Below are 21,017 nucleotides of genomic sequence, written 5' to 3'. Positions count from 1 at the left end.
TGTTGTGTTCTAAATTTCTGGATCTAACCACGATTGGTAATATTGCTCATCTGCAATTTCCATTGCCTCTTCTGTTAACATTAATGGTTTAAAAGTATCTACCATTACAGCTAATTCCTCTGTGCTCTTTTTACCTATAGAACGTTCTGCTGCACCAGGATGAGGACCATGTGGAATACCGGCTGGATGTAAAGAAATATGTCCTGCTTCAATATCATTTCTACTCATAAAATCTCCATCTACATAATATAAAACCTCATCACTATCAATGTTACTGTGATTATACGGTGCAGGAATTGCATCTGGATGGTAATCATATAAGCGAGGAACAAATGAACAAATTACAAATGCATCTGTCTCAAATGTTTGATGAACAGGAGGTGGTTGGTGAACTCTTCCTGTAATAGGTTCAAAATCGTGAATAGAAAACGCATAGGGATAATTATAACCGTCATAGCCTACTACATCAAAAGGATGTGTAGCATAAACCATATCGAAAATTTCGTCTTGCTTTCTTACTTTTATCAAAAAGTCTCCTTTTTCATTATGAGTTTCTAAATGATTTGGTCTTCTTATATCACGCTCACAAAATGGAGAATGTTCTAAAAGTTGTCCAAACCAATTCCTATAACGTTTTGGAGTATAAATTGGTCGCCTTGACTCAACGATAAACAATCTGTTATCTTCAGTGTCAAAATCAATTTTATAAATAACACCACGTGGGATTAAAAGATAGTCCCCGTATTTGAAAGTTAAATTTCCAAGCATCGTGCGCAAGGTTCCTGTACCACGATGAATAAAAATCAACTCATCAGAATCTGTGTTTTTATAAAAATAATCATCGGTAGATTTTAAAGGCGCTGACAATACAATAGTACAATCACTATTGGTTAAAACAGCCTTTCTGCTTTTTAAAAAGTCTTCCTCTGGTTTTACCTGAAATCCTTTTAATCTATAAGATTGAATGTTATTAGCTTTCGCTATTTTTGGAGCAACACTATATTGTCCTAAAATCTTTTTAACCTGAGTTGGCCTGTGTTCGTGATACATATTAGTTGACATTCCATCAAATCCAATAGTTCCAAACAACTGTTCATAATACAACTCTCCATTTGGTTTTCTAAAAATAGTATGTCGCTTAGGAGGTATCTCTCCTAACTGATGATATAATGGCATAATTACTAAATATTTTTGGTTGGTAAATAAAATATCGTAAGTATGCTACCTCATTCTGGATCTCTCTTAATAAGGTACTTTAATAAAGCTAATAAGCCGTCCCATTGTGTTTTCATAATAACACAAATATCGACATTAAAATGAATTATGCAATTTTTAATCTAAATTTATTTCACATATACACAACAAATAGCTTTTATTAAAACCATATCCTTAAAACCAAAAACCAACTGAAAATACCGAATATGTTTTTCCTGTATCTGGTGAGTAAGTAAACTTAGCTTCAATTGGACCAATGATAGTTTGCATACCATATCCTACTGCATAACCAGTATATCTTGTTTTAGTAAACCAATCTCCACTGTTAAATATATCATCTCCTGCATTTGCATAGTTTGCTGAAATATTAATATGATGCTTTTTAAATATCTCATAATCAAACTGAACAGACCCCATTATATATGAATCTCCTCCAATACCTAATAAATCATAACCATAAAAAGGAACAATATTATCTCGCTCTGCAAATCCATACCCTCCTAAGAAATAACCAAAACCAATTGTTGGTAAAGTTCCTATAACAGCACCAAGTTTTGATTTCAAATCAACTGAAAGTTTATTTGTAATACGTGCAGCATATCCTATTTGACCTGTAATAGATGAGAAATTTTCAAAATTCCCTAAATAATCACTTGAATAAAAATAGTTTTTATACTCTCCTTTGAATAAGAACCCTTTTCTTGGAAAATATTTGTTGTCATAAGTATCAACAACAACATTAGCAAATCCTCCTAAATAATGACTACGATCGAATCGAGAATCTGCTGTATTTAAAGTTTTACTACGAATATCAAAAAAATGATGCTCAACCCCTATACTCAATAAATATTTTTGTTGATAAAAAGTTTGAAAATATAATCTATTCTCTAAATCCGCATAATTAATTCCAAACATTGAAGGAGGATTATCCATTTCAACAACACCTCCTGCTTCTAACAACATATTATAAGGTAAGTCTCTCTTAAATTGATTAAATTTAGAATTAAACCCTACACTCCAATAAAATCCATTATCGACAAAATAATTAAAATTATATCGCATATTGTCACCTAACCCAACATCTAACGAAGCTACATCACTCTTAGTAAAAAGATTCTTTTGAGTCACATTTACTAATGCAGCAGATTTATATAAAGCGTCATAGTGAATACCTAATTTTAAATAACGTTGAACAGGATTTTCTACTAATTCCATATCTAACGAATCCTCATCTCCATCCTTATTAAACACATAGGAAATACTACTAAAGTTTTCAGTTCCGTTTAATTGTGTAATACCTTTACTCAATTGCTCAAAACTAATTTTAGAATGAGGTTTAAAACCTAATTTACCATAAACATAGCGTCTTGTGTATTTCTCAAGACCATTAATATTAATATCTGAGACCTGAATAGAATCCGTATACTTTGGTACATATTGTTCTTTTAAAACATTAGGGTTTCCTCCTACTGTTTTTAATTCATCAATTACTTTATTTGCTGCTTCTGCTCCTTTATCAATAATAGCACGACCTTCATCAAAAGATACTACTGTATATCCAACAATATCTGGTTTAATATAAATATCAGTATGGGGCTGCTTTCCTTTCATTTGATTAATCGTAGAATAATTTGAAATTTGCAACAATAAATCTGGAGCTCCTTCAATTTCATCCATATTCTTCAACCCATCTTGAACATCAACACCAATAATAATATCAGCACCCATCTTACGTAATTCTTCTAAAGGATAATTATTGACAACCCCTCCGTCTATTAAATTATGCCCATCTATCAACACAGGAGCAAATAGCGAAGGAAAAGCTCCACTTGCTAAAATTGCTTGAGGCAAATATCCTTTATCTAAAACGATACCTTCTCCAGTTTCTAAATCTGTAGCAATACATAAGAATGGTGTATTTAACTTACTAAAATCGCGGACATCTCTAACATGAGCTAACAACTGATTCATCAAATTATAATTATACATCCCTCTTGATAACGCTTTAGGAAACCCTATTTTAAATTTATCAAAAGGTAATGTCAATGCATAAATTTCATCATTTTTTTTCTCATAGAAAGATTTAGATAAACGAGGTATATAATCTCTGATTAATGCAGAAACATCAATACTACTGAAAATAGAGTCTAATTCAGAAGCTGTATAACCAGAAGCATACAACCCTCCAACTATAGCTCCCATACTTGTCCCTGCAATATAATCTACCTTTACTCCTTGTTCTTCTAAAACTTTTAATACTCCAATATGTGCTAATCCTTTAGCTCCACCTCCACTCATCACCAAACCAACTTTTGGCCTTTTCTCTTCTTGAGATTGACCATAAATCACTGTATTTGCAACGATACTAACTAATATTAAAAGTATTAACTTACGCATGATTCTCAATTATTTAAATATCCCTCTAATGTAACTTAAAAAACTCAAAAACAATCTTGCCTTTTGATTTTCCTATAACTTTTTCTAATTCTTCTAAGCTTGCTTCTTTAATACGTTTCACAGATTTGAAATAATTAAATAAACTTGTTTTTGTTTTCTCACCTACACCTTTAATGTTATCTAACTCACTTGTAATTGCATTCTTACTACGTTGATTTCTATGAAATGTCAATCCAAATCTATGTGCTTCATCTCTTAAATGAATAATAACCTTCATCGTTTCTGAACGCTTATCCAAATACAAAGGAAAACTATCTCCTGGATAAAATATCTCTTCTAAACGTTCGGCTAAACTTATTACAGGTACTTTCCCTCGCAAACCTAAACTTTCTAAACTTTTTAAAGCTACACCTAACTGTCCTTTTCCCCCATCTATTACAATCAAATCAGGCAATGGCTGTTTCTCTTCTAAAACTCGCTTATATCTTCGATAAACGATTTCCTCCATTGAATCATAATCATTAGGACCTTCAACTGTTTTTACATTAAAATGGCGATAATCTTTCTTACTTGGCTTACCATCTTTAAAAACAACACAAGCAGCAACCGGATTAGTCCCTTGTATATTTGAGTTATCAAAACACTCTATATGACGTGGTTCATTATGCAAGCGCAAATCTTTCTTCATTTGTTGCATGATACGATTCACGTGTCTCTCTGGATCAACAATCTTAATCTGCTTCATTAAATCCATACGGTAAAATTTAGCATTTCTCTCTGATAATTCTAATATACGTTTCTTATCACCTAATTTAGGCACTGTAATATGTATACCCTCCGCCACTTCAACATCAAATGGCACAATAACCTCCTTTGATGTCAAGTTAAATCGTTCTCTCAATTCTGTAATTGCTAATTCTAATAACTCTACATCAGTTTCGTCCAATTTCTTTTTTACTTCCATAGTATGTGAACGAATAATTGAACCATACGATACTTGCAAAAAGTTTATATAGGCAGCTGATTCATCAGAAATTATAGAGAAAACATCTATATTACTAATCTTCGGATTTATAATCGTTGATTTTGCTTGGTAATTCTCAAGTAAATCTACTTTCTCTTTTACTTTTTGGGCCTCTTCATATTTCATATCTGAAGCTAATTCCATCATATAATCCTTAAACCCTCTCAAACTTTCTTTGAAATTACCTTTCAGAATATCCCTAATATCTTTTATCTTCTTATCATATTGCATATCGCTTTCATACTCTTGACAAGGACCCGCACAATTACCTATGTGATATTCTAAACAAACTTTAAACTTACCAGATCGAACATTTGTAGTTGATAGATCATAGTTACAGGTTCTTAAGGGATACAATTCTTTTATTAATTCTAAAAGCGTATGAACTGTCTTTATATTGGTATAAGGTCCGAAATACTCTGAACCATCCTTAATCATTCTACGTGTCATAAAAACACGAGGAAATGGCTCTCGCTTAATACAAATCCAAGGATATGATTTATCATCTTTTAAAAGAACATTATACCTTGGTTGTAATCGCTTAATCAAATTGTTTTCTAACAATAATGCATCTGTTTCTGTAGGAACAACAATATGTTTTATTGTTTCTATTTTCTTAACTAATACATTTGTCTTTGCATTGTCGTGAACTTTATTAAAATAAGAACTTACCCTCTTTTTTAAATTTTTAGCCTTTCCTACATATAAGATCTTATCTTCCTTATCAAAATATTGGTAAACCCCAGGTTGATCAGGCAGTGTTTGTATTTGTAATGCTAAAGACGGTTTTATTGGCATTGGGTATGACTTTTTATTTGATAACAAAAATAACATTATTTTATCGCTATGCCATCTATTATACAGATCAACTATTTGACCATCCAGAGCTTCAAATATTTTTTAAATAAAAACTACTTTTTCCTATCTTCACATTTCAAAAAAAAGCTATGACTATACTTGACGAAACTATTTTACCTGGAGAAACAAAAACACTTAATTTAGAAATAGCACGTTTACACACAGCAACTAAACTTAAGATACCAGTAATTGTTTCAAGGGCCAAAGAAGACGGACCAACAGTTTTATTATCAGCAGGCCTTCACGGAGATGAAATTAATGGCGTAGATATCGTTAGACAAATTGTTCATTCTAAAATTAACATTCCTAAAAAAGGAACTATTATCTGTATACCTGTTATCAACATATTTGGTTTCATTAACAAATCAAGAGAGTTTCCTGATGGAAGAGATATGAATAGAGTTTTCCCAGGAAGTAAAAATGGATCACTTGCAGGTAGATTTGCATATCACTTAATTCAGTATATTCTTCCTTATGTTGATTACGCTATTGATTTCCATGCAGGGGGGCAAAGTAGATTTAATGCTCCTCAATTACGTATAACTCCAGACAATAAAGAATTAGAAGATTTAGCAACAATCTTTAATCCTCCTTTTTTACTGTATTCAAACCAAATATCTGGTTCTTTTAGGAATGCTTGTGCCAAGAAAGGTATCAAAATGTTATTATTTGAAGGAGGTAAATCATTAGATATAAATAGTGATGTTTCGACAATGGGAGTAGAAGGAACAAAACGATTCTTAAAAGCTTTTGATATGCTTCGAGATAACTTCCTTATTGAAAAAGCAACAGAAAAAATGACTATTATTACAAATTCTGTTTGGGTACGTGCTAAAAAATCAGGGCTTTTACACGATCAAGTAAAAATTGGTACTTTCGTAGAAAAAGGTCAAGTATTAGCAGAAATATCTGACCCCTATGGAAACGAAAATACACTTATTAAAGCTCCGAATAAAGGATATGTAATAAATGTTAATGATGCACCTATTGTTTACCAAGGAGATGCTGTTTTTCACATTTCTAAAAACATAAAATAATGAATAAAGAAGAACTAAGAATTAAATACAAAGCACTACGCGATAACTTATCAAGTGATGAAATAGAAGACTTAAGTTTACATATCGCTAACCGAGCACTACAATTACCGATTTGGAACAAAAGTAATTACCATCTTTTTTTGAGTATCACAGATAAAAAAGAAATTAATACTGAGTACCTTCTACAAATATTAGCTGGAAAAGACAAGAATGTGATTTTGTCGAAATCCAATTTTAAAGAAGGAACCTTAACAAACTTCTTACTAACTGATAATACTACAATCAAAATAAACTCTTATGGCATTCCTGAACCTGTTGATGGAATACAAGTACCAGAGCAGCAAATAGACGTAGTTTTTATTCCTCTATTAGCTTTTGACAAACAAGGAAATCGAATTGGATACGGAAAAGGTTTCTATGATCGTTTTTTAGAAAAATGTAATCCTAATATCCTCAAAATAGGGGTAAGCTTTTTTGAACCTGAAGATTATATTAATGACATACAATCTAATGATGTTCCATTAGATTTCTGCATTACTCCAAATACAACATATACTTTTTAAAAAGTTGCACACTAAAGTTCTACTTCTGAAAAACACGTACACATAATTTATTATTATTTACTTTCAGCAGTCCCAAACTCAAGCTATCAAATTAAAAAAAGAATAACAACAAAAAAGGGCCTCCAAATCGGAAGCCCTTTTTATACTTTATATGTCGTTTATTTCTTAAACACTTTCTTATTAAAAACAATTAGAATACCTACTCCAACTGAAATCGCAACATCCGCAATATTAAAGATTGCATTAAAAAAAGTAAAATCATTACCTCCTACAAATGGCAACCAGCTTGGTAAATTACCTCTCCAAATGGGAAAATAAAACATATCTACTACTTTTCCATGAAACCAAGTCCCATATGGCTTATCTGTAAATATAGTTGCTAATTGATGTGTACTATCATCAAATATTACTCCATAAAAAACAGAATCTAAAATATTACCTACCGCCCCTGCTAATATTAAAGCAATAGCGACTATTAGATAATTAGAAGCTTTTTTATTAATAGAATCACTTAACCACCACGCAATACCTCCTACAGCAACAATTCGAAAAGCTGTTAAAGCTAACTTACCATATATACCTGGTAACTCAACTCCCCACGCCATCCCATCATTCTCAATGAAATGTATACGAAACCAGTTAAAAACAACATATTCATCATTTAATACAAAAGTAGTTTTTATATAAATTTTCAATACCTGATCTAAAACTAATACAAGTAGAACAAGCAAGTAAGCTCTCTTTAAAGACATTTTTTCTTATTTACGCAAGGAACAAATGTATATTATTTTATTAGATAAAAAAAGCGCTCTTTTAGAGCGCTTTTAATTTTATTAAAGATTAACGTTGCATATTTTTTGCTTCAATACTCATTGTAGCATGAGGCACTAACTTCAATCTCTCCTTGTCAATCAATTTACCTGTTACTTTACAGATACCATACGTTTTGTTTTCGATACGAACTAAAGCATTTCTTAAGTCGCGAATAAACTTTTCTTGACGAATTGCCAATTGAGCATTTGCTTCTTTAGACATTGTTTCACTTCCTTCTTCGAATGCCTTGAATGTTGGAGAGGTATCATCTGTACCATTATTCAAATCATTCATATAGGCGCTTTTGATCAATTCTAAATCCGCTTGAGCTTTATCAATCTTAGCTGTAATCAACATTTTAAATTCCGCCAAATCCGCATCAGAATAACGTACTAATTCACCTATGTCTTTCATGATTTTAATTATTTTAAAATTAACACTCGTGTCTTTAGCTCATCGAACTCTACATCAACACCTTCTACTAATTCAGTAGTAAATTCTAATGTATGAGTCAACGTTTCAGATTTTATGTAATCTTCATTCGCTAAAACAGCCTCTTTTATTTCTTTTTCTTCTTTTATTACAACTTTAATTTTATCTGTAACTTCAAATCCAGAGTCTTTTCTAATATTCTGAATTCTATTTACTAATTCTCTTGCAATTCCTTCGCTTCTTAATTCTGGGCTAATTGTTATATCTAATGCCACTGTTAATCCACTATCATTTGCAACTAACCATCCTTCAATGTCTTGAGATGTAATTTCCACATCTGACAATGTTAAGATAATGCTTTTTTCTAATATTTTAACATTAATCTCTCCATTTCTTTCAATTTCAGAAATATTTTCTTGTGTAAACTTCTGTATCTCCTTAGCTATCAATCCCATATCTTTTCCAAAACGTGGTCCTAATGTTTTGAAATTAGGTTTAATCTGCTTAACTAAGATTCCTGAAGCATCATCTAAAAGTTCAATTTCTTTTACATTCACCTCTGCTTTAACAAGATCCGCAATTAATTCAATCTCTCCTCTTTGTTTTTGATCCAAAATAGGAATCATAATTCTTTGAAGAGGTTGACGAACTTTTATCATTTCTTTCTTACGTAGAGACAATACTAAAGATGAGATAACTTGTGCTTTTTGCATTCTGCTTTCTAAATCTTTATCTACAACTTCTTCTTCAAAAACTGGAAACTCTGCCAAATGTACTGATTCAAATCCTTCTGAAGATGTCGTTAATGTTAAGTCTCTGTAAAGTTTATCCATAAAAAATGGAGCAATTGGAGATCCTAATTTTGCAACAGTAATTAAACATGTGTACAATGTTTGGTATGCAGCAATCTTATCTTGTGCATATTCTCCCTTCCAGAATCTTCTTCTACATAAACGAACATACCAGTTACTTAGGTTTTCTGTTACGAAATCAGTAATTGCTCTCGCTGCTTTTGTTGGCTCATACTCTGCATAAAACTCATCTACACGTTTTACAAGTGTGTTTAATTCAGATAAAATCCAACGATCAATCTCTGGTCTATCTTTCAATGGAACATCTTGTTCTTCATACTTAAACCCATCAATATTAGCATATAACGCAAAGAATGAATAAGTATTATATAGTGTTCCGAAGAATTTTCTTCTAACTTCTGTAATACCATCTAAATCAAACTTCAAATTATCCCATGGATTTGCATTTGATATCATATACCAACGTGTTGCATCTGGTCCGTGTTCAGCTAAGGTATCAAATGGATCTACAGTGTTACCTAAACTCTTAGACATTTTCAATCCATTCTTATCTAAAACTAAACCATTAGACACAACATTCTTATATGCTTTTGTATCAAATACAAGCGTAGCAATTGCGTGTAAAGTATAGAACCATCCACGTGTTTGATCTACTCCTTCTGCAATGAAATCAGCTGGGTATGATAAGTTATTATCAATCAACTCTTTATTTTCAAAAGGATAGTGCCATTGTGCATAAGGCATAGACCCTGAATCAAACCATACATCAATAAGATCTGCTTCACGATACATTGGTTTACCTGAAGGTGACACTAAAACAATATTATCAACAACATTTTTATGCAAATCAACTTTGTCATAATTCTCTTCAGTCATATCTCCAACTACGAATCCTTCAAATGGGTTCCCTTGTTGATGTCCTGCTTGTTGTGACTTTTCAATTTCAGTCATCAATTCTTCTACTGAACCAATAATCATCTCTTCAGTCTTATCCTCTGTTCTCCAAATTGGCAATGGAATACCCCAATAACGAGATCTCGATAAGTTCCAGTCATTCGCGTTTTTCAACCAATTTCCAAAACGTCCTTCTCCTGTTGCTTTTGGTTTCCAATTCACCTCTTCGTTTAATTCAAACATACGTTCTTTTACTTCCGTAATTTTAATAAACCAAGAATCTAAAGGATAGTATAATACAGGTTTATTAGTTCTCCAACAATGTGGGTAACTGTGAACGTATTTTTCTACTTTAAATGCTTTATTTTCTTCTTTTAAACGAATCGCAATTTCTACATCTACAGAACGCTCTGGAGCTTGTCCTTCATCGTAGTATTCATTTTTTACATATTTCCCTGCAAGGTCTCCCATTTCTTTAACAAAACGTCCTTGTAAGTCAACTAATGGAACTGCGTTACCATCTGCATCTAAAATTAACATCGCTGGTACCTCTGGCGTAGCTTCTTTTGCTACTTTAGCATCATCCGCTCCAAATGTAGGTGCTGTATGAACAATACCAGTACCGTCTTCTGTTGTAACAAAATCACCTGAAATTACTCTAAAAGCATTTTCTGGTGTTTGATATGGCAAAGTATATGGCAATAATTGCTCATATTTTGTCCCTACTAAATCAGCTCCTTTAAAATCTTTAACTACTAAGAATGGTATTTTTTTGTCCCCTTCTTTGTATGCATTCAATTCTTCTTCTGTTGAAACTTCAACAAACTTCCCAGCAAATTGCTTTCCTACTAATGGTTTCCCAAGAACAACATTTATAGCATCCCCTGTATATTGATTAAATGATTTTACCAACACATAATCGATTTTCGGACCTACTGTTAATGCTGTATTTGAAGGCAATGTCCATGGTGTAGTTGTCCAAGCTAAGAAATGAATTGTTCCAAATCCTTGTAAGAACTCTGGCAATGTTTCATCTATCGCTTTAAACTGAGCTACAATCGTAGTATCTGTAATATCTTTATAACATCCAGGTTGATTAATCTCGTGAGAAGACAATCCTGTCCCTGCTTTTGGTGAATATGGCTGAATAGTGTACCCTTTATAAATCAAATCTTTTTTATAGATTTCTTTTAAAAGCCACCATACTGTTTCCATATATTTCGGTTTATATGTAACATATGGATCATTCATATCAACCCAATACCCCATTTTCTCAGTAAGATCATTCCACAAGTCAGTGTAGCGCATTACTGTACGCTTACATGCTTGATTGTACTCCTCTACTGTGATTTTTGTACCAATATCTTCTTTCGTTATTCCTAACTCTTTCTCTGTTCCTAACTCAACTGGTAATCCGTGAGTATCCCATCCGGCCTTACGCTTTACTTGATATCCTTTTTGAGTTTTGTATCGACAAAAAATATCTTTAATTGCACGAGCCATTACGTGGTGAATCCCTGGCTTACCATTAGCTGAAGGTGGTCCTTCAAAAAATACAAAAGGCTTATTATCATCTCTTGTACTAATACTTTTTTCGAATATTGATTGTTCTTTCCAAAACTCCAGCATCTCTGATGCTACCCCTGACAAATCAAGACCCTTATATTCTGTAAATTTAGTGCTCATCGTTGTTAACTATAATATTTTTTATCAATTGCGCGAATTTAAACAAATTACTTCAATTCCATCCTAATTAATTGGCAGAAAAACCATTAAAAAACAATTAGAGTGAAAAAACTTCTTGTAAAACCTCTAAAGATTTTGGCTTTCTAAAATCACTCACGTGTTGCTCATAGTAACTTATCAATAGCTTTAGAAGCTTTTTTCTATCTAATCCTGTGAAAACTTTTTGTTCTTTATTAAACCCAAGGTTTACTAACCTTTTTAAAAGTATTGTCTCTTCTTCATCTACACAAACAGGCGTAAAATGATTTGTAAAAACTCCTCCTTCAAGATCAAAATAAAAACAATCTATGTCTTTTATTGCTGGGTAAAAACCATAAAACTTACTAATCTCTAATAACAATATTAAATGAAAGTTATATGTCTCATCATGGGTATCAAACCATAATAAAGCAGTTTCTAAAAAAGTGTAAAAACTAAGATCTTTCACTCGATCTTTTATCAAATTGTGTAATACTTCTGCTACAAAAATCGCAATACAATTCTTAGCATAATCGTAATAAATTGTTTGGTACACATTTCCTAACTTCACTTCTTTAAAATACTCTAATCCTCCTTTGTTTTTAAAAGTAAAATCAATCTCTAACATTGTTAAAGGCTGAAAATAGGCTATTTTCTGCGCACTTTTCCCTTTTGAAAAAGCATTGCGTACAAAAAAAGACAATACTCCTTCTTCTTCTGTTAGGCATTTCACAATCAAACTTTTATCTTGATATTTTAAAACACTTAATACAATCGCCTTTGTCTTAACCTGCATTCCTTCTTATTTAATTGCAATATACTCAAACTACTTATAAAAAAAGCAGTATAAACACACTCCTCAAATATAAGTTTTAAAATATGATTTATTCTAATAATCAAGTCATTGAATATGATTTCTGCCTTTTTTCATAACCTAATCGAAATCTATCCTTTCCTATCGACTAATCAATATCAAAATTCATAGCTTTGCAATTACTATGAAAAAATTGAAAATGAAAAAAATAATTTACACCTTACTAATTCCTATCGTTTTTGGAAGCTGTACTAAGAACACTAACTTCGCATTTGAAGAAAGAGAGTTTAGCAGAAAATCATCTTTAAACTGCACTACTGAAAACTGCACAGAAATTACAATCAATGCTGCTATTATTGTTTCCCCTGACAATTCTGCTTCCCAATTAATTAACAAAAGCAATATTGCGTTAATTAACGAACTACTGCCTTTTACAGATAATGGAACTAATGTTAATCAATACGAAGAAATAACAAATACTTTCATCTATGCTTATGAAGAAATTGCTCAAAAGTTCCCTACAGACGCTTTTCCTTGGAAAGCAACAGTATCAAATAATATAACTTTTTACAATCACGAATTAATAAGCTTTGCCGTTGAATACTACACCTATTCAGGTGGTGCACACGGATTTAAGGGAGAAAAAGCTATACATTACAATCCTAATAATGGCCATATATATACTAACGAAGAACTCTTTTCTGATTGGCAAGGTTTTCAACAACTTGTAAAATCACAGCTTCGCTCTAAAATTGGAAGTGACCAAGATAGTATACTATTTGATGATGATCAATTTAAAATGCCAGAAGACATCTTTTTTTATGAAGACTCAATTATAGCATATTACAATAGTTTCGATATTTCAGCTTTTTCTGATGAACCTGTTAAAATTGAAATCCCAAAAATTCAAGCAGATACTTTTCTGAAAATAAAATTGGAACCAATAGCAACAAACGAATAATAGTAAACTAAATTTACAAACGAATAAAAAGCACTTTTAGACTTTGAGTATCTATAAAAAAATATTTAAACAGACTGCCATCTATGGATTAGCCGCTGTGTTCCCTAAGGTTATAGGATTTTTTCTTGTTCCTTTTCACACAGAAGTAATGCAGAATGATGCATATGGACAGTACAATGTCGTATATGCCATTTTAATGTTCTTTAATGTTATCCTTGCTTTTGGTATGGAGACTGCTTTCTTTAGATTTTATAATCTACGAGAAAACAAAAAGGAAGTATTCAATAATGCATTGCTTTTCTTATCAATAACTACATTACTTTTCTTAGGAATTGCTTTACTAACAGAAGATTTCTGGGCTACTTTTTTAAATATCCCATCTGAAATTCTACAATATGTAATTTGGATATTGGTACTTGATGCATTAGTTATTATTCCTTTTGCAAAACTAAGAGCAAATCAACGTCCAATGGTTTATAGCGCTATTAGAATTGGGAATGTCTGTATTTATACATTCTTAAATGTGTTTTTCCTATATTTCTTGCCAAAATTAAGCATTGCTTATCCTGAAACTATTTTTGATAAAATCTATATTAAAAACTATCAAGTATCCTATATTTTTATAGCTAATCTTGTAGCAAGCTTACTTACATTCATTGTTTTCTATAAAGATTATTTAACAATTAAGTTGAAGTTTAATAAAGTACTGGGAAAGGAAATGATGCGTTATGGAGTTCCCATTATGATCGGAGGACTTGCTTTTGCAATCAATGAAAGTTTTGATAAAATTCTTCTGGAAAGATTACTTCCAGCAGATATTGCATTATCTGAAGTTGGAAAATATGCTGCTTGTTATAAACTCGGTCTTTTTATGGTTCTTTTTAGACAAGCATATACACTTGGAATTGAACCATTCTTTTTCAACTATGCTAAAAATGATGATGCCCCAACTAAATACGCTACAATAACAAAGTACTTTACTATTTTCGGAAGTGCTATTCTCTTAGGAGTTGTTGTCTTTTCTGATATTTTAAAAGTATTATTTATAAGAAATGAATCGTATTGGGATGCTATGGCTGTAGTTCCTTTAATTTTATTAGCCAATTTCTGTATGGGTATTTATACAAACCTATCTGTATGGTACAAGTTAAGAGACAAGACAATGGTAGGCGCTTATATCTCAATATTTGGAGCTATTCTAACCCTTGTCTTCAACTATTTCCTTATTCCTTTTTGGGGATATATAGGATCTGCTATTGCAACTTTAATAGCCTATGCTTCAATGATGCTAATTTCATACTTAATGGGACAGAAATATTACCCTATACCTTATGATAAAAAGGCTATCTCTGGATATTTAGGTTTAGCTGTCGTTCTATCATTTGGATATTTTTACTTCTTTAGAGAAAACTATTTTGTGGGAGTTACAGCAATATTAGTATACGCTCTTATAGTCTTTAAAAGCGAACAAAAAATAATCAAAAGTATCTTGAAGAGATAACCCTCTATTTCTTAATTGATTATAAACAAACTATATTATTTTCCATAATAACCTAAATATTTTTTTTGCAGAAATAAAAAAACATTTTATATTTGCACCGCAATAAAGGTAAAACAACCTTCCTCCTTAGCTCAGTTGGTTAGAGCATCTGACTGTTAATCAGAGGGTCCTTGGTTCGAGCCCAAGAGGGGGAGCATTTAAAAAAAGCCAGTCTTACGACTGGCTTTTTTTGTTTTATACTATTTCTCAAAATCAGAACTCAGTTATTAATACACTTAAACAACATTTATCATAACTGAGATAACCTGCCCTATTTTATACTTCATCAAACTAAACAGGTACTTGCTACATTTTGAGTATTTCAAAGACAAACCTCAATAAACAACATTCATATACTTACGTCGTAAAAGTTTCTTAAAAGGCCTATAAGAAGCCCTAATCAGTACAAATAAGAAGCTAAATCAAAAAGCCCCTTACATAATTTATGTAAGGGGCTTTTTATATAATCAATTTAGCAATACATTTTAGTTTGCTAAGATAATAATCTTATTATCGCTCAACTCTAACGTTCCAAGGTTGATAGGTAAATGATAAGTATCTTTACTTACTTGTTGAAATTTCGAGCTAAAAGCTGGTGCAATAGAAATGTTTTGCCCTGTAAACTTTACGTTTCCTTTTGTTAGAATCGAAACAATAGGAGCGTGATTGTTTAACATTTGAAACTCTCCTTTTGCTCCTGGAACAGATACAGAAGTAACTTCTCCAGTGAATAAAGTTGCCTCAGGTGATACAATTTCTAATTTCATAATGATATTTTTAAAATGTGATTAGACTATAATTCAGCAAGCATTTTCTCTCCAGCCTCAATTGCTTCATCAATTGAACCTTTTAAGTTGAAAGCAGCTTCTGGGAAACGGTCTAATTCACCATTGATAATCATATTAAATCCTCTGATAGTATCTTTAATGTCTACTAAAACTCCAGGGATACCAGTAAACTGTTCTGCTACGTGGAATGGTTGAGACAAGAAACGTTGAACACGACGAGCTCTATGTACAGCTAATTTATCTTCTTCAGATAACTCTTCCATACCTAAGATCGCGATAATATCTTGTAATTGTTTGTATTTTTGAAGGATTTCTTTCACACTTTGCGCACAAGCATAATGCTCTTTTCCTAAAATCTCTGGAGTTAAGATACGAGAAGAAGACTCTAATGGGTCTACTGCAGGGTAAATACCTAACTCAGCAATTTTACGTGACAATACTGTTGTAGCATCCAAGTGAGCGAAAGTTGTCGCTGGTGCCGGGTCAGTTAAGTCATCCGCAGGTACATATACCGCTTGTACTGATGTAATCGATCCTTTTTTAGTTGATGTAATACGCTCTTGCATCGCACCCATTTCTGTTGCTAAAGTTGGTTGGTAACCTACTGCAGAAGGCATACGCCCTAATAATGCAGATACCTCAGAACCAGCTTGAGTAAAACGGAAAATGTTATCTACGAAGAAAAGTACGTCTTTTCCTTGGTCATCTCCAGCTCCATCACGGAAGAATTCAGCGATAGTTAAACCTGATAAAGCAACACGTGCACGTGCTCCTGGTGGCTCATTCATCTGTCCGAATACGAACGTAGCTTTTGAATCTTTCATTCCTGGTCTATCTACTTTAGATAAATCCCATCCTCCATTTTCCATAGAGTGCATGAAATCATCTCCGTATTTAATAATACCAGACTCTAACATCTCACGTAATAAGTCATTCCCCTCACGTGTACGTTCTCCAACACCTGCGAATACAGATAAACCTCCGTGTCCTTTTGCGATGTTGTTAATTAATTCTTGAATCAATACTGTTTTTCCTACTCCAGCACCTCCAAATAATCCAATTTTACCCCCTTTTGAGTAAGGTTCAATTAAGTCGATTACTTTAATTCCTGTGAATAATACTTCAGTTGAAGTTGATAAATCTTCAAATTTCGGAGCAGCACGGTGAATAGGTAAACCACTATTTCCTTCTTTAGGAAGGTTTCCAAGACCATCAATAGCGTCTCCTACTACATTAAACAATCTACCGAATACATCTTTTCCAATTGGAACTTGGATTGGTGAACCTGTAGAAACTACTTCATAACCTCTACTTAAACCGTCTGTAGAGTCCATTGAAATTGTTCTTACTGTATCTTCTCCAATGTGTGATTGTACCTCAAGTACTAATTTAGAACCATCTGGTTTTGTGATTTCTAATGAATCATAAATTCTTGGAAGTTCGGCGTTTTCAGAGTTGAATATCACGTCAACTACTGGTCCGATAACTTGCGCAACTTTTCCTGTAACTTTAGACATTGCTTATGTATTTATTTAACAGCTATTTACGTTTAATGAAAAAATCTACTTTTTCAGAGTGCAAAGATAGTTTTTTTCTCTGAATATTAAAAAGTTTGAAATTTTATTTTTATACAAAATAAAAGCGGACTGTTTTTTAGCCCGCTTTTTGTGATTATTCAACCGTTACTGACTTAGCTAAGTTTCTTGGTTGATCGACATTACACTCTCTCAACACTGCAATGTGATATGAAAGTAATTGTAATGGAATTGTCGTTAAAATTGGAGTCAAAGCTTCAGAAATACCTGGAACCTCAATAACGTGGTCAGCTAATTCTCTAACTTGTTTATCTCCTTTTGTTACTACAGCAATAATTTTTCCATTTCTTGCTTTAATCTCTTGAATATTACTCACCACTTTGTCATAGTGATTTTGATTTGGAGCAATTACAATAACTGGCATATGCTCATCAATTAAGGCAATTGGTCCGTGTTTCATCTCTGCAGCCGGATATCCTTCTGCATGGATGTAAGAGATTTCTTTTAGTTTTAGAGCTCCTTCCAAAGCAACTGGGTAGTTATATCCTCTACCTAAGTATAAACAGTTTGTAGCGTCTTTATAAACTTCCGAAATTTTTAAAATCTCGTCATTTTGCGTTAACGCCTCTTCTACTCTTTCTGGAATAATAGATAACTCGTGTAAGTATTTTAAATACTCTGAATTCGCAAGCGTACCTTTCGCTTTAGCTAATCTTAGAGCAATCAAAGTAAGTACTGTAATTTGAGTTGTAAATGCTTTTGTTGAAGCTACTCCAATTTCTGGTCCGGCGTGTGTATATGCTCCGGCGTGTGTCTCTCTTGCAATTGAAGACCCAACTACATTACAAACACCAAATACGAATGCTCCTTTTTCTTTTGCTAATTTAATAGCTGCTAACGTATCTGCAGTTTCTCCTGATTGAGAGATTGCCATTAATACATCTGATGAATCTATAATTGGGTTTCTATATCTAAACTCAGATGCATACTCTACTTCTACTGGTATTCTTGCAAATTCCTCTATTACATATTCTGCAACTAAGGCAGCGTGCCACGATGTACCACAAGCTGCAATAATGATTCTTTTTGCATTTAAGAACTTATCGATATTGTCTTCAATACCTGCCATTCTAATTAAACCTTGATCTGCTAATAAACGACCTCTAAAAGTATCTTTAATTACTTCTGGTTGCTCGTAAATTTCTTTCAACATAAAGTGCTCATAGCCATTTTTCTCAATTTGCTCTAAGTTTAATTGTAACTCTTGAACATAATGAGTAACCAATGAATCATCTTTAATTTTACGAATACGCAAAGGTTTATGTAATCTAATAATTGCCATTTCTTCATCTTCTAAATAAATAGCATTATTAGTATACTCTATAAATGGAGAAGCATCAGAAGTAATGAAGTATTCATTTTCACCAATTCCAATTGCTAATGGGCTCCCTAAACGAGCTGCAATAATTTCATTTGGTTTCTTAATATCCATTACTGCAATTGCATATGCACCTACTACTTGGTTTAATGCAATCTGAACAGCTTTTCCTAATTTTACTTTTTGTGTTTTTTGAACGTCCTCAATTAAGTTAATCAATACTTCTGTATCAGTTTCTGATTTAAAAGTATATCCTCTTTTAATTAATTCTTGTTTTAGAGAATCATAATTCTCAATAATTCCATTGTGGATGATAACTAATTCTCCTGAATTAGAAAAGTGTGGGTGAGAATTCACATCATTTGGAACACCGTGTGTAGCCCATCTTGTATGACCTATACCAACAGTTCCTTTTTTTACTGCATCATCACTCTTTTCCTCTAAGTCGGCAACCTTCCCTTTTGTCTTGCAAAGGTTTATTTTCTCTCCATCAAATGTCGCAAGTCCAGCAGAATCATATCCTCTGTACTCAAGTCTTGTTAACCCTTTAATTATCACAGGGTATGCGTCGCGATGTCCTATGTATCCAACAATTCCACACATAATTGTTTACTTTTTAACTTTAGTATAAAAAATTTCTAATTTCATTTTTTTATCGCTATCAGTTGTTTTTGGCCCGTGTAACACTGTTCCAAGTGGACAACTTAATGATAACGAAGGGATAGTAAGTGTTGTTTTAGGTGTATTGTCGATTGGTGTTTCTAATGATTGCATACTATATCCAGCATTTGCAAAATTATTTGCAACAGTTAATGCTAACTTTGGACTGGCATTAGTTTCATTTTTAATTACTCCTCTTACGTGATCAGTAATTTTAAACTTATAGTAATTACCTTCTTTATTGTTTTCTGTATCTTCTTTTACAAATATTCCATTGTACCCAGATTTAATACTCTGAGCAGTAGTCATATTATCACTTGTAAAATCAGATAATGGTATTGCATTATCATAATCGTATAAGAATAAACGCTCCGGATTTGGAAGTCCATTCATTTGATTACGATCTACAAATATTGTTAAATAAGCCTCATTAATAAGTACTTTCTCTTCTTTCAAACGCTTCAACTCTTCAAAATCATTGCTACGCAACAAATCTATAATAGCAACACTACCTTCTCCTCCTCTTAGATACAAGAATTCATCTCCTGTTTCTGGATTCGCCGATGCTACTTTAGCTTTATACTCCTCGTCATTTGAATTATTGTACAAGTTTACATTAAACTTAGTACTTGTATTTCCGTTTGGAGCAAATGTTAAAGTAATTTCTTTACGCTGTTTTTCAGTTGTTTCTTTCGTAGTAGTTTCTTTTTTATCGTCACGAAGAATAATAACTAATTTCCCTTTAGTAATATCTACAAGTCCTGCCATTCCATTAGAACCATTTCCGTTTGCTTTAAACAAAAGACCTCTAAATAAATTATTAAAAGAACTTGAATTACCTAATTGTGTTTTATTCTTTTCTATAAATTCTTGAAAATAAGCTTTATCTAAATCTAACCACATACCAGGGGCTAAACGCTCTTTCACAAGTGGCTTCCCATTTGCTTCGTCTCTAATAACTTCTCCTTTACTATCAGTTCTATAGATAGTTTTATCTCTATTACTAAATGTAAATTGTTTATTTTGAGTAGCGTCAGCAGAATTATTCAACGGTTTAGAGCTCACTTTTTGAGATTCAAAAAGCCCTAATGTGTTTGAATAAAACTTTAATGATCCTCCTGCTATAATGTCTTCATTATTTAGATAATATCCATTTTGATAAACCTCTAAATTAAAAGTTCCATCACCATAGATGTTTTTAAGTTTATACTTATTCACATCATTCTCAACTTTATCAAATTGAGAAAAATAAGGCAAGTAAACATAAACAGAATCGACAATTGGATTGTCATTGATAAATGCAAAAGTATTTCCATTATCAAGTACCTGTACAACAAGATTATTACTTGACTCCCCAAACAAACCATTCTTTAAGTATCCAAATGATGTTTCGTTTAATCGAGATCCATCAGCCGCTCCATATGATTGGTTGTATGCTTTAATATCTTTTACAGTATAAGAAACGATATCAAATTTTCCATCGCCGACAATATTACTTCCAGCTTCCGTAAAATCGCTTTCACAAGCTTGTAATGTTACAATACCTAAAGTAAGGAATAATCCTTTAATGATTTTTTTATGGTTCATATAGC

Annotated in this window: 15 protein-coding genes and 1 tRNA gene; 5 read left to right on the top strand and 11 right to left on the bottom strand. The window is 32.3% G+C overall.

Annotation, left to right across the window (positions count from 1 at the left end; translation table 11 throughout):
• Positions 1-9 precede the first annotated feature (9 nt).
• From AABL81_RS02960 to uvrC, 3 genes are all read right to left on the bottom strand, one after another.
• Positions 10-1,176, bottom strand: coding sequence for a homogentisate 1,2-dioxygenase (locus AABL81_RS02960; protein WP_158209662.1), 1,167 nt, complete (start codon positions 1,174-1,176; stop codon positions 10-12).
• Positions 1,177-1,389: 213 nt separating this feature from the next.
• Positions 1,390-3,612: a patatin-like phospholipase family protein gene (locus AABL81_RS02955; RefSeq protein WP_158209663.1), complete on the bottom strand. Its 2,223-nt coding sequence runs from the start codon at positions 3,610-3,612 to the stop codon at positions 1,390-1,392.
• 25 nt (positions 3,613-3,637) lie between these two features.
• Entirely contained in the window at positions 3,638-5,434 is a 1,797-nt protein-coding gene (gene uvrC, locus AABL81_RS02950) for an excinuclease ABC subunit UvrC (protein WP_158209664.1), read from the bottom strand.
• Positions 5,435-5,583: 149 nt separating this feature from the next.
• Here uvrC and AABL81_RS02945 point away from each other — a divergent pair, with 149 nt between their 5' ends.
• Both AABL81_RS02945 and AABL81_RS02940 read left to right on the top strand, forming a co-directional pair.
• Positions 5,584-6,531: a succinylglutamate desuccinylase/aspartoacylase family protein gene (locus AABL81_RS02945; RefSeq protein WP_158209665.1), complete on the top strand. Its 948-nt coding sequence runs from the start codon at positions 5,584-5,586 to the stop codon at positions 6,529-6,531.
• Positions 6,531-7,094 (top strand): 5-formyltetrahydrofolate cyclo-ligase, encoded by a 564-nt coding sequence (locus AABL81_RS02940; RefSeq protein ID WP_158209666.1) that lies wholly within the window; start codon positions 6,531-6,533, stop codon positions 7,092-7,094. The genes AABL81_RS02945 and AABL81_RS02940 overlap by 1 nt, the downstream gene beginning before the upstream one ends.
• 158 nt (positions 7,095-7,252) lie before the next feature.
• On the opposite strand, the gene AABL81_RS02935 is transcribed toward AABL81_RS02940, so the two are convergent.
• The 4 genes from AABL81_RS02935 to recO all read right to left on the bottom strand — a co-directional run bounded on the left by AABL81_RS02935 (position 7,253) and on the right by recO (position 12,545).
• Positions 7,253-7,846 carry a lipoprotein signal peptidase gene (locus tag AABL81_RS02935; protein WP_158209667.1) on the bottom strand — a complete coding sequence of 198 codons (594 nt, stop codon included), beginning with the start codon at positions 7,844-7,846 and terminating at the stop codon, positions 7,253-7,255.
• Positions 7,847-7,934: 88 nt separating this feature from the next.
• On the bottom strand, positions 7,935-8,321 hold the full coding sequence (locus AABL81_RS02930; RefSeq protein WP_090404270.1) for a TraR/DksA family transcriptional regulator: 387 nt from the start codon (positions 8,319-8,321) through the stop codon (positions 7,935-7,937).
• Positions 8,322-8,329: 8 nt separating this feature from the next.
• Positions 8,330-11,731, bottom strand: a complete 3,402-nt coding sequence (ileS, locus tag AABL81_RS02925) for an isoleucine--tRNA ligase (protein WP_341340318.1) — start codon at positions 11,729-11,731, stop codon at positions 8,330-8,332.
• A 97-nt stretch (positions 11,732-11,828) separates the two neighbouring features.
• Positions 11,829-12,545 carry a DNA repair protein RecO gene (gene recO, locus AABL81_RS02920; RefSeq protein ID WP_158209669.1) on the bottom strand — a complete coding sequence of 239 codons (717 nt, stop codon included), beginning with the start codon at positions 12,543-12,545 and terminating at the stop codon, positions 11,829-11,831.
• A gap of 217 nt (positions 12,546-12,762) precedes the next feature.
• On the opposite strand from recO, the gene AABL81_RS02915 reads away from it, so the two are divergent.
• The 3 genes from AABL81_RS02915 to AABL81_RS02905 all read left to right on the top strand — a co-directional run bounded on the left by AABL81_RS02915 (position 12,763) and on the right by AABL81_RS02905 (position 15,219).
• Positions 12,763-13,524, top strand: coding sequence for a PdaC/SigV domain-containing protein (locus AABL81_RS02915; RefSeq protein ID WP_341340317.1), 762 nt, complete (start codon positions 12,763-12,765; stop codon positions 13,522-13,524).
• A gap of 43 nt (positions 13,525-13,567) precedes the next feature.
• Positions 13,568-15,025, top strand: coding sequence for an oligosaccharide flippase family protein (locus AABL81_RS02910; RefSeq protein WP_341340316.1), 1,458 nt, complete (start codon positions 13,568-13,570; stop codon positions 15,023-15,025).
• A gap of 120 nt (positions 15,026-15,145) precedes the next feature.
• Positions 15,146-15,219 (top strand) — tRNA-Asn (locus AABL81_RS02905).
• Between the two features lie 330 nt (positions 15,220-15,549).
• On the opposite strand, the gene AABL81_RS02900 is transcribed toward AABL81_RS02905, so the two are convergent.
• From AABL81_RS02900 to AABL81_RS02885, 4 genes are all read right to left on the bottom strand, one after another.
• Entirely contained in the window at positions 15,550-15,831 is a 282-nt protein-coding gene (locus tag AABL81_RS02900; RefSeq protein ID WP_090404279.1) for a F0F1 ATP synthase subunit epsilon, read from the bottom strand.
• A 26-nt stretch (positions 15,832-15,857) separates the two neighbouring features.
• A complete protein-coding gene (gene atpD, locus AABL81_RS02895) occupies positions 15,858-17,369 on the bottom strand; it encodes a F0F1 ATP synthase subunit beta (RefSeq protein WP_158209672.1) in 1,512 nt (503 codons plus the stop codon).
• A gap of 154 nt (positions 17,370-17,523) precedes the next feature.
• Positions 17,524-19,368: a glutamine--fructose-6-phosphate transaminase (isomerizing) gene (gene glmS, locus AABL81_RS02890; RefSeq protein ID WP_341340315.1), complete on the bottom strand. Its 1,845-nt coding sequence runs from the start codon at positions 19,366-19,368 to the stop codon at positions 17,524-17,526.
• Positions 19,369-19,374: 6 nt separating this feature from the next.
• On the bottom strand, positions 19,375-21,012 hold the full coding sequence (locus tag AABL81_RS02885) for a DUF4270 domain-containing protein (RefSeq protein ID WP_158209674.1): 1,638 nt from the start codon (positions 21,010-21,012) through the stop codon (positions 19,375-19,377).
• Positions 21,013-21,017 lie beyond the last annotated feature (5 nt).

It is taken from the genome of Myroides sp. C1519 (assembly GCF_038039755.1).
Taxonomy (GTDB): domain Bacteria; phylum Bacteroidota; class Bacteroidia; order Flavobacteriales; family Flavobacteriaceae; genus Flavobacterium; species Flavobacterium phaeum_A.
This window is presented reverse-complemented; position numbering and strand designations above follow the sequence as displayed.

Bases quoted from the DNA above. Each gene is read 5' to 3' on its own strand.
- AABL81_RS02885 (WP_158209674.1), bottom strand. From the start codon at position 21,012: ATGAACCATAAAAAAATCATTAAAGGATTATTCCTTACTTTAGGTATT.
- glmS (WP_341340315.1), bottom strand. From the start codon at position 19,368: ATGTGTGGAATTGTTGGATACATAGGACATCGCGACGCATACCCTGTG.
- ileS (WP_341340318.1), bottom strand. From the start codon at position 11,731: ATGAGCACTAAATTTACAGAATATAAGGGTCTTGATTTGTCAGGGGTA.
- AABL81_RS02900 (WP_090404279.1), bottom strand. From the start codon at position 15,831: ATGAAATTAGAAATTGTATCACCTGAGGCAACTTTATTCACTGGAGAA.
- uvrC (WP_158209664.1), bottom strand. From the start codon at position 5,434: ATGCCAATAAAACCGTCTTTAGCATTACAAATACAAACACTGCCTGAT.
- AABL81_RS02940 (WP_158209666.1), top strand. From the start codon at position 6,531: ATGAATAAAGAAGAACTAAGAATTAAATACAAAGCACTACGCGATAAC.
- AABL81_RS02945 (WP_158209665.1), top strand. From the start codon at position 5,584: ATGACTATACTTGACGAAACTATTTTACCTGGAGAAACAAAAACACTT.
- AABL81_RS02915 (WP_341340317.1), top strand. From the start codon at position 12,763: ATGAAAAAAATAATTTACACCTTACTAATTCCTATCGTTTTTGGAAGC.
- atpD (WP_158209672.1), bottom strand. From the start codon at position 17,369: ATGTCTAAAGTTACAGGAAAAGTTGCGCAAGTTATCGGACCAGTAGTT.
- AABL81_RS02935 (WP_158209667.1), bottom strand. From the start codon at position 7,846: ATGTCTTTAAAGAGAGCTTACTTGCTTGTTCTACTTGTATTAGTTTTA.
- AABL81_RS02955 (WP_158209663.1), bottom strand. From the start codon at position 3,612: ATGCGTAAGTTAATACTTTTAATATTAGTTAGTATCGTTGCAAATACA.
- AABL81_RS02960 (WP_158209662.1), bottom strand. From the start codon at position 1,176: ATGCCATTATATCATCAGTTAGGAGAGATACCTCCTAAGCGACATACT.
- recO (WP_158209669.1), bottom strand. From the start codon at position 12,545: ATGCAGGTTAAGACAAAGGCGATTGTATTAAGTGTTTTAAAATATCAA.
- AABL81_RS02930 (WP_090404270.1), bottom strand. From the start codon at position 8,321: ATGAAAGACATAGGTGAATTAGTACGTTATTCTGATGCGGATTTGGCG.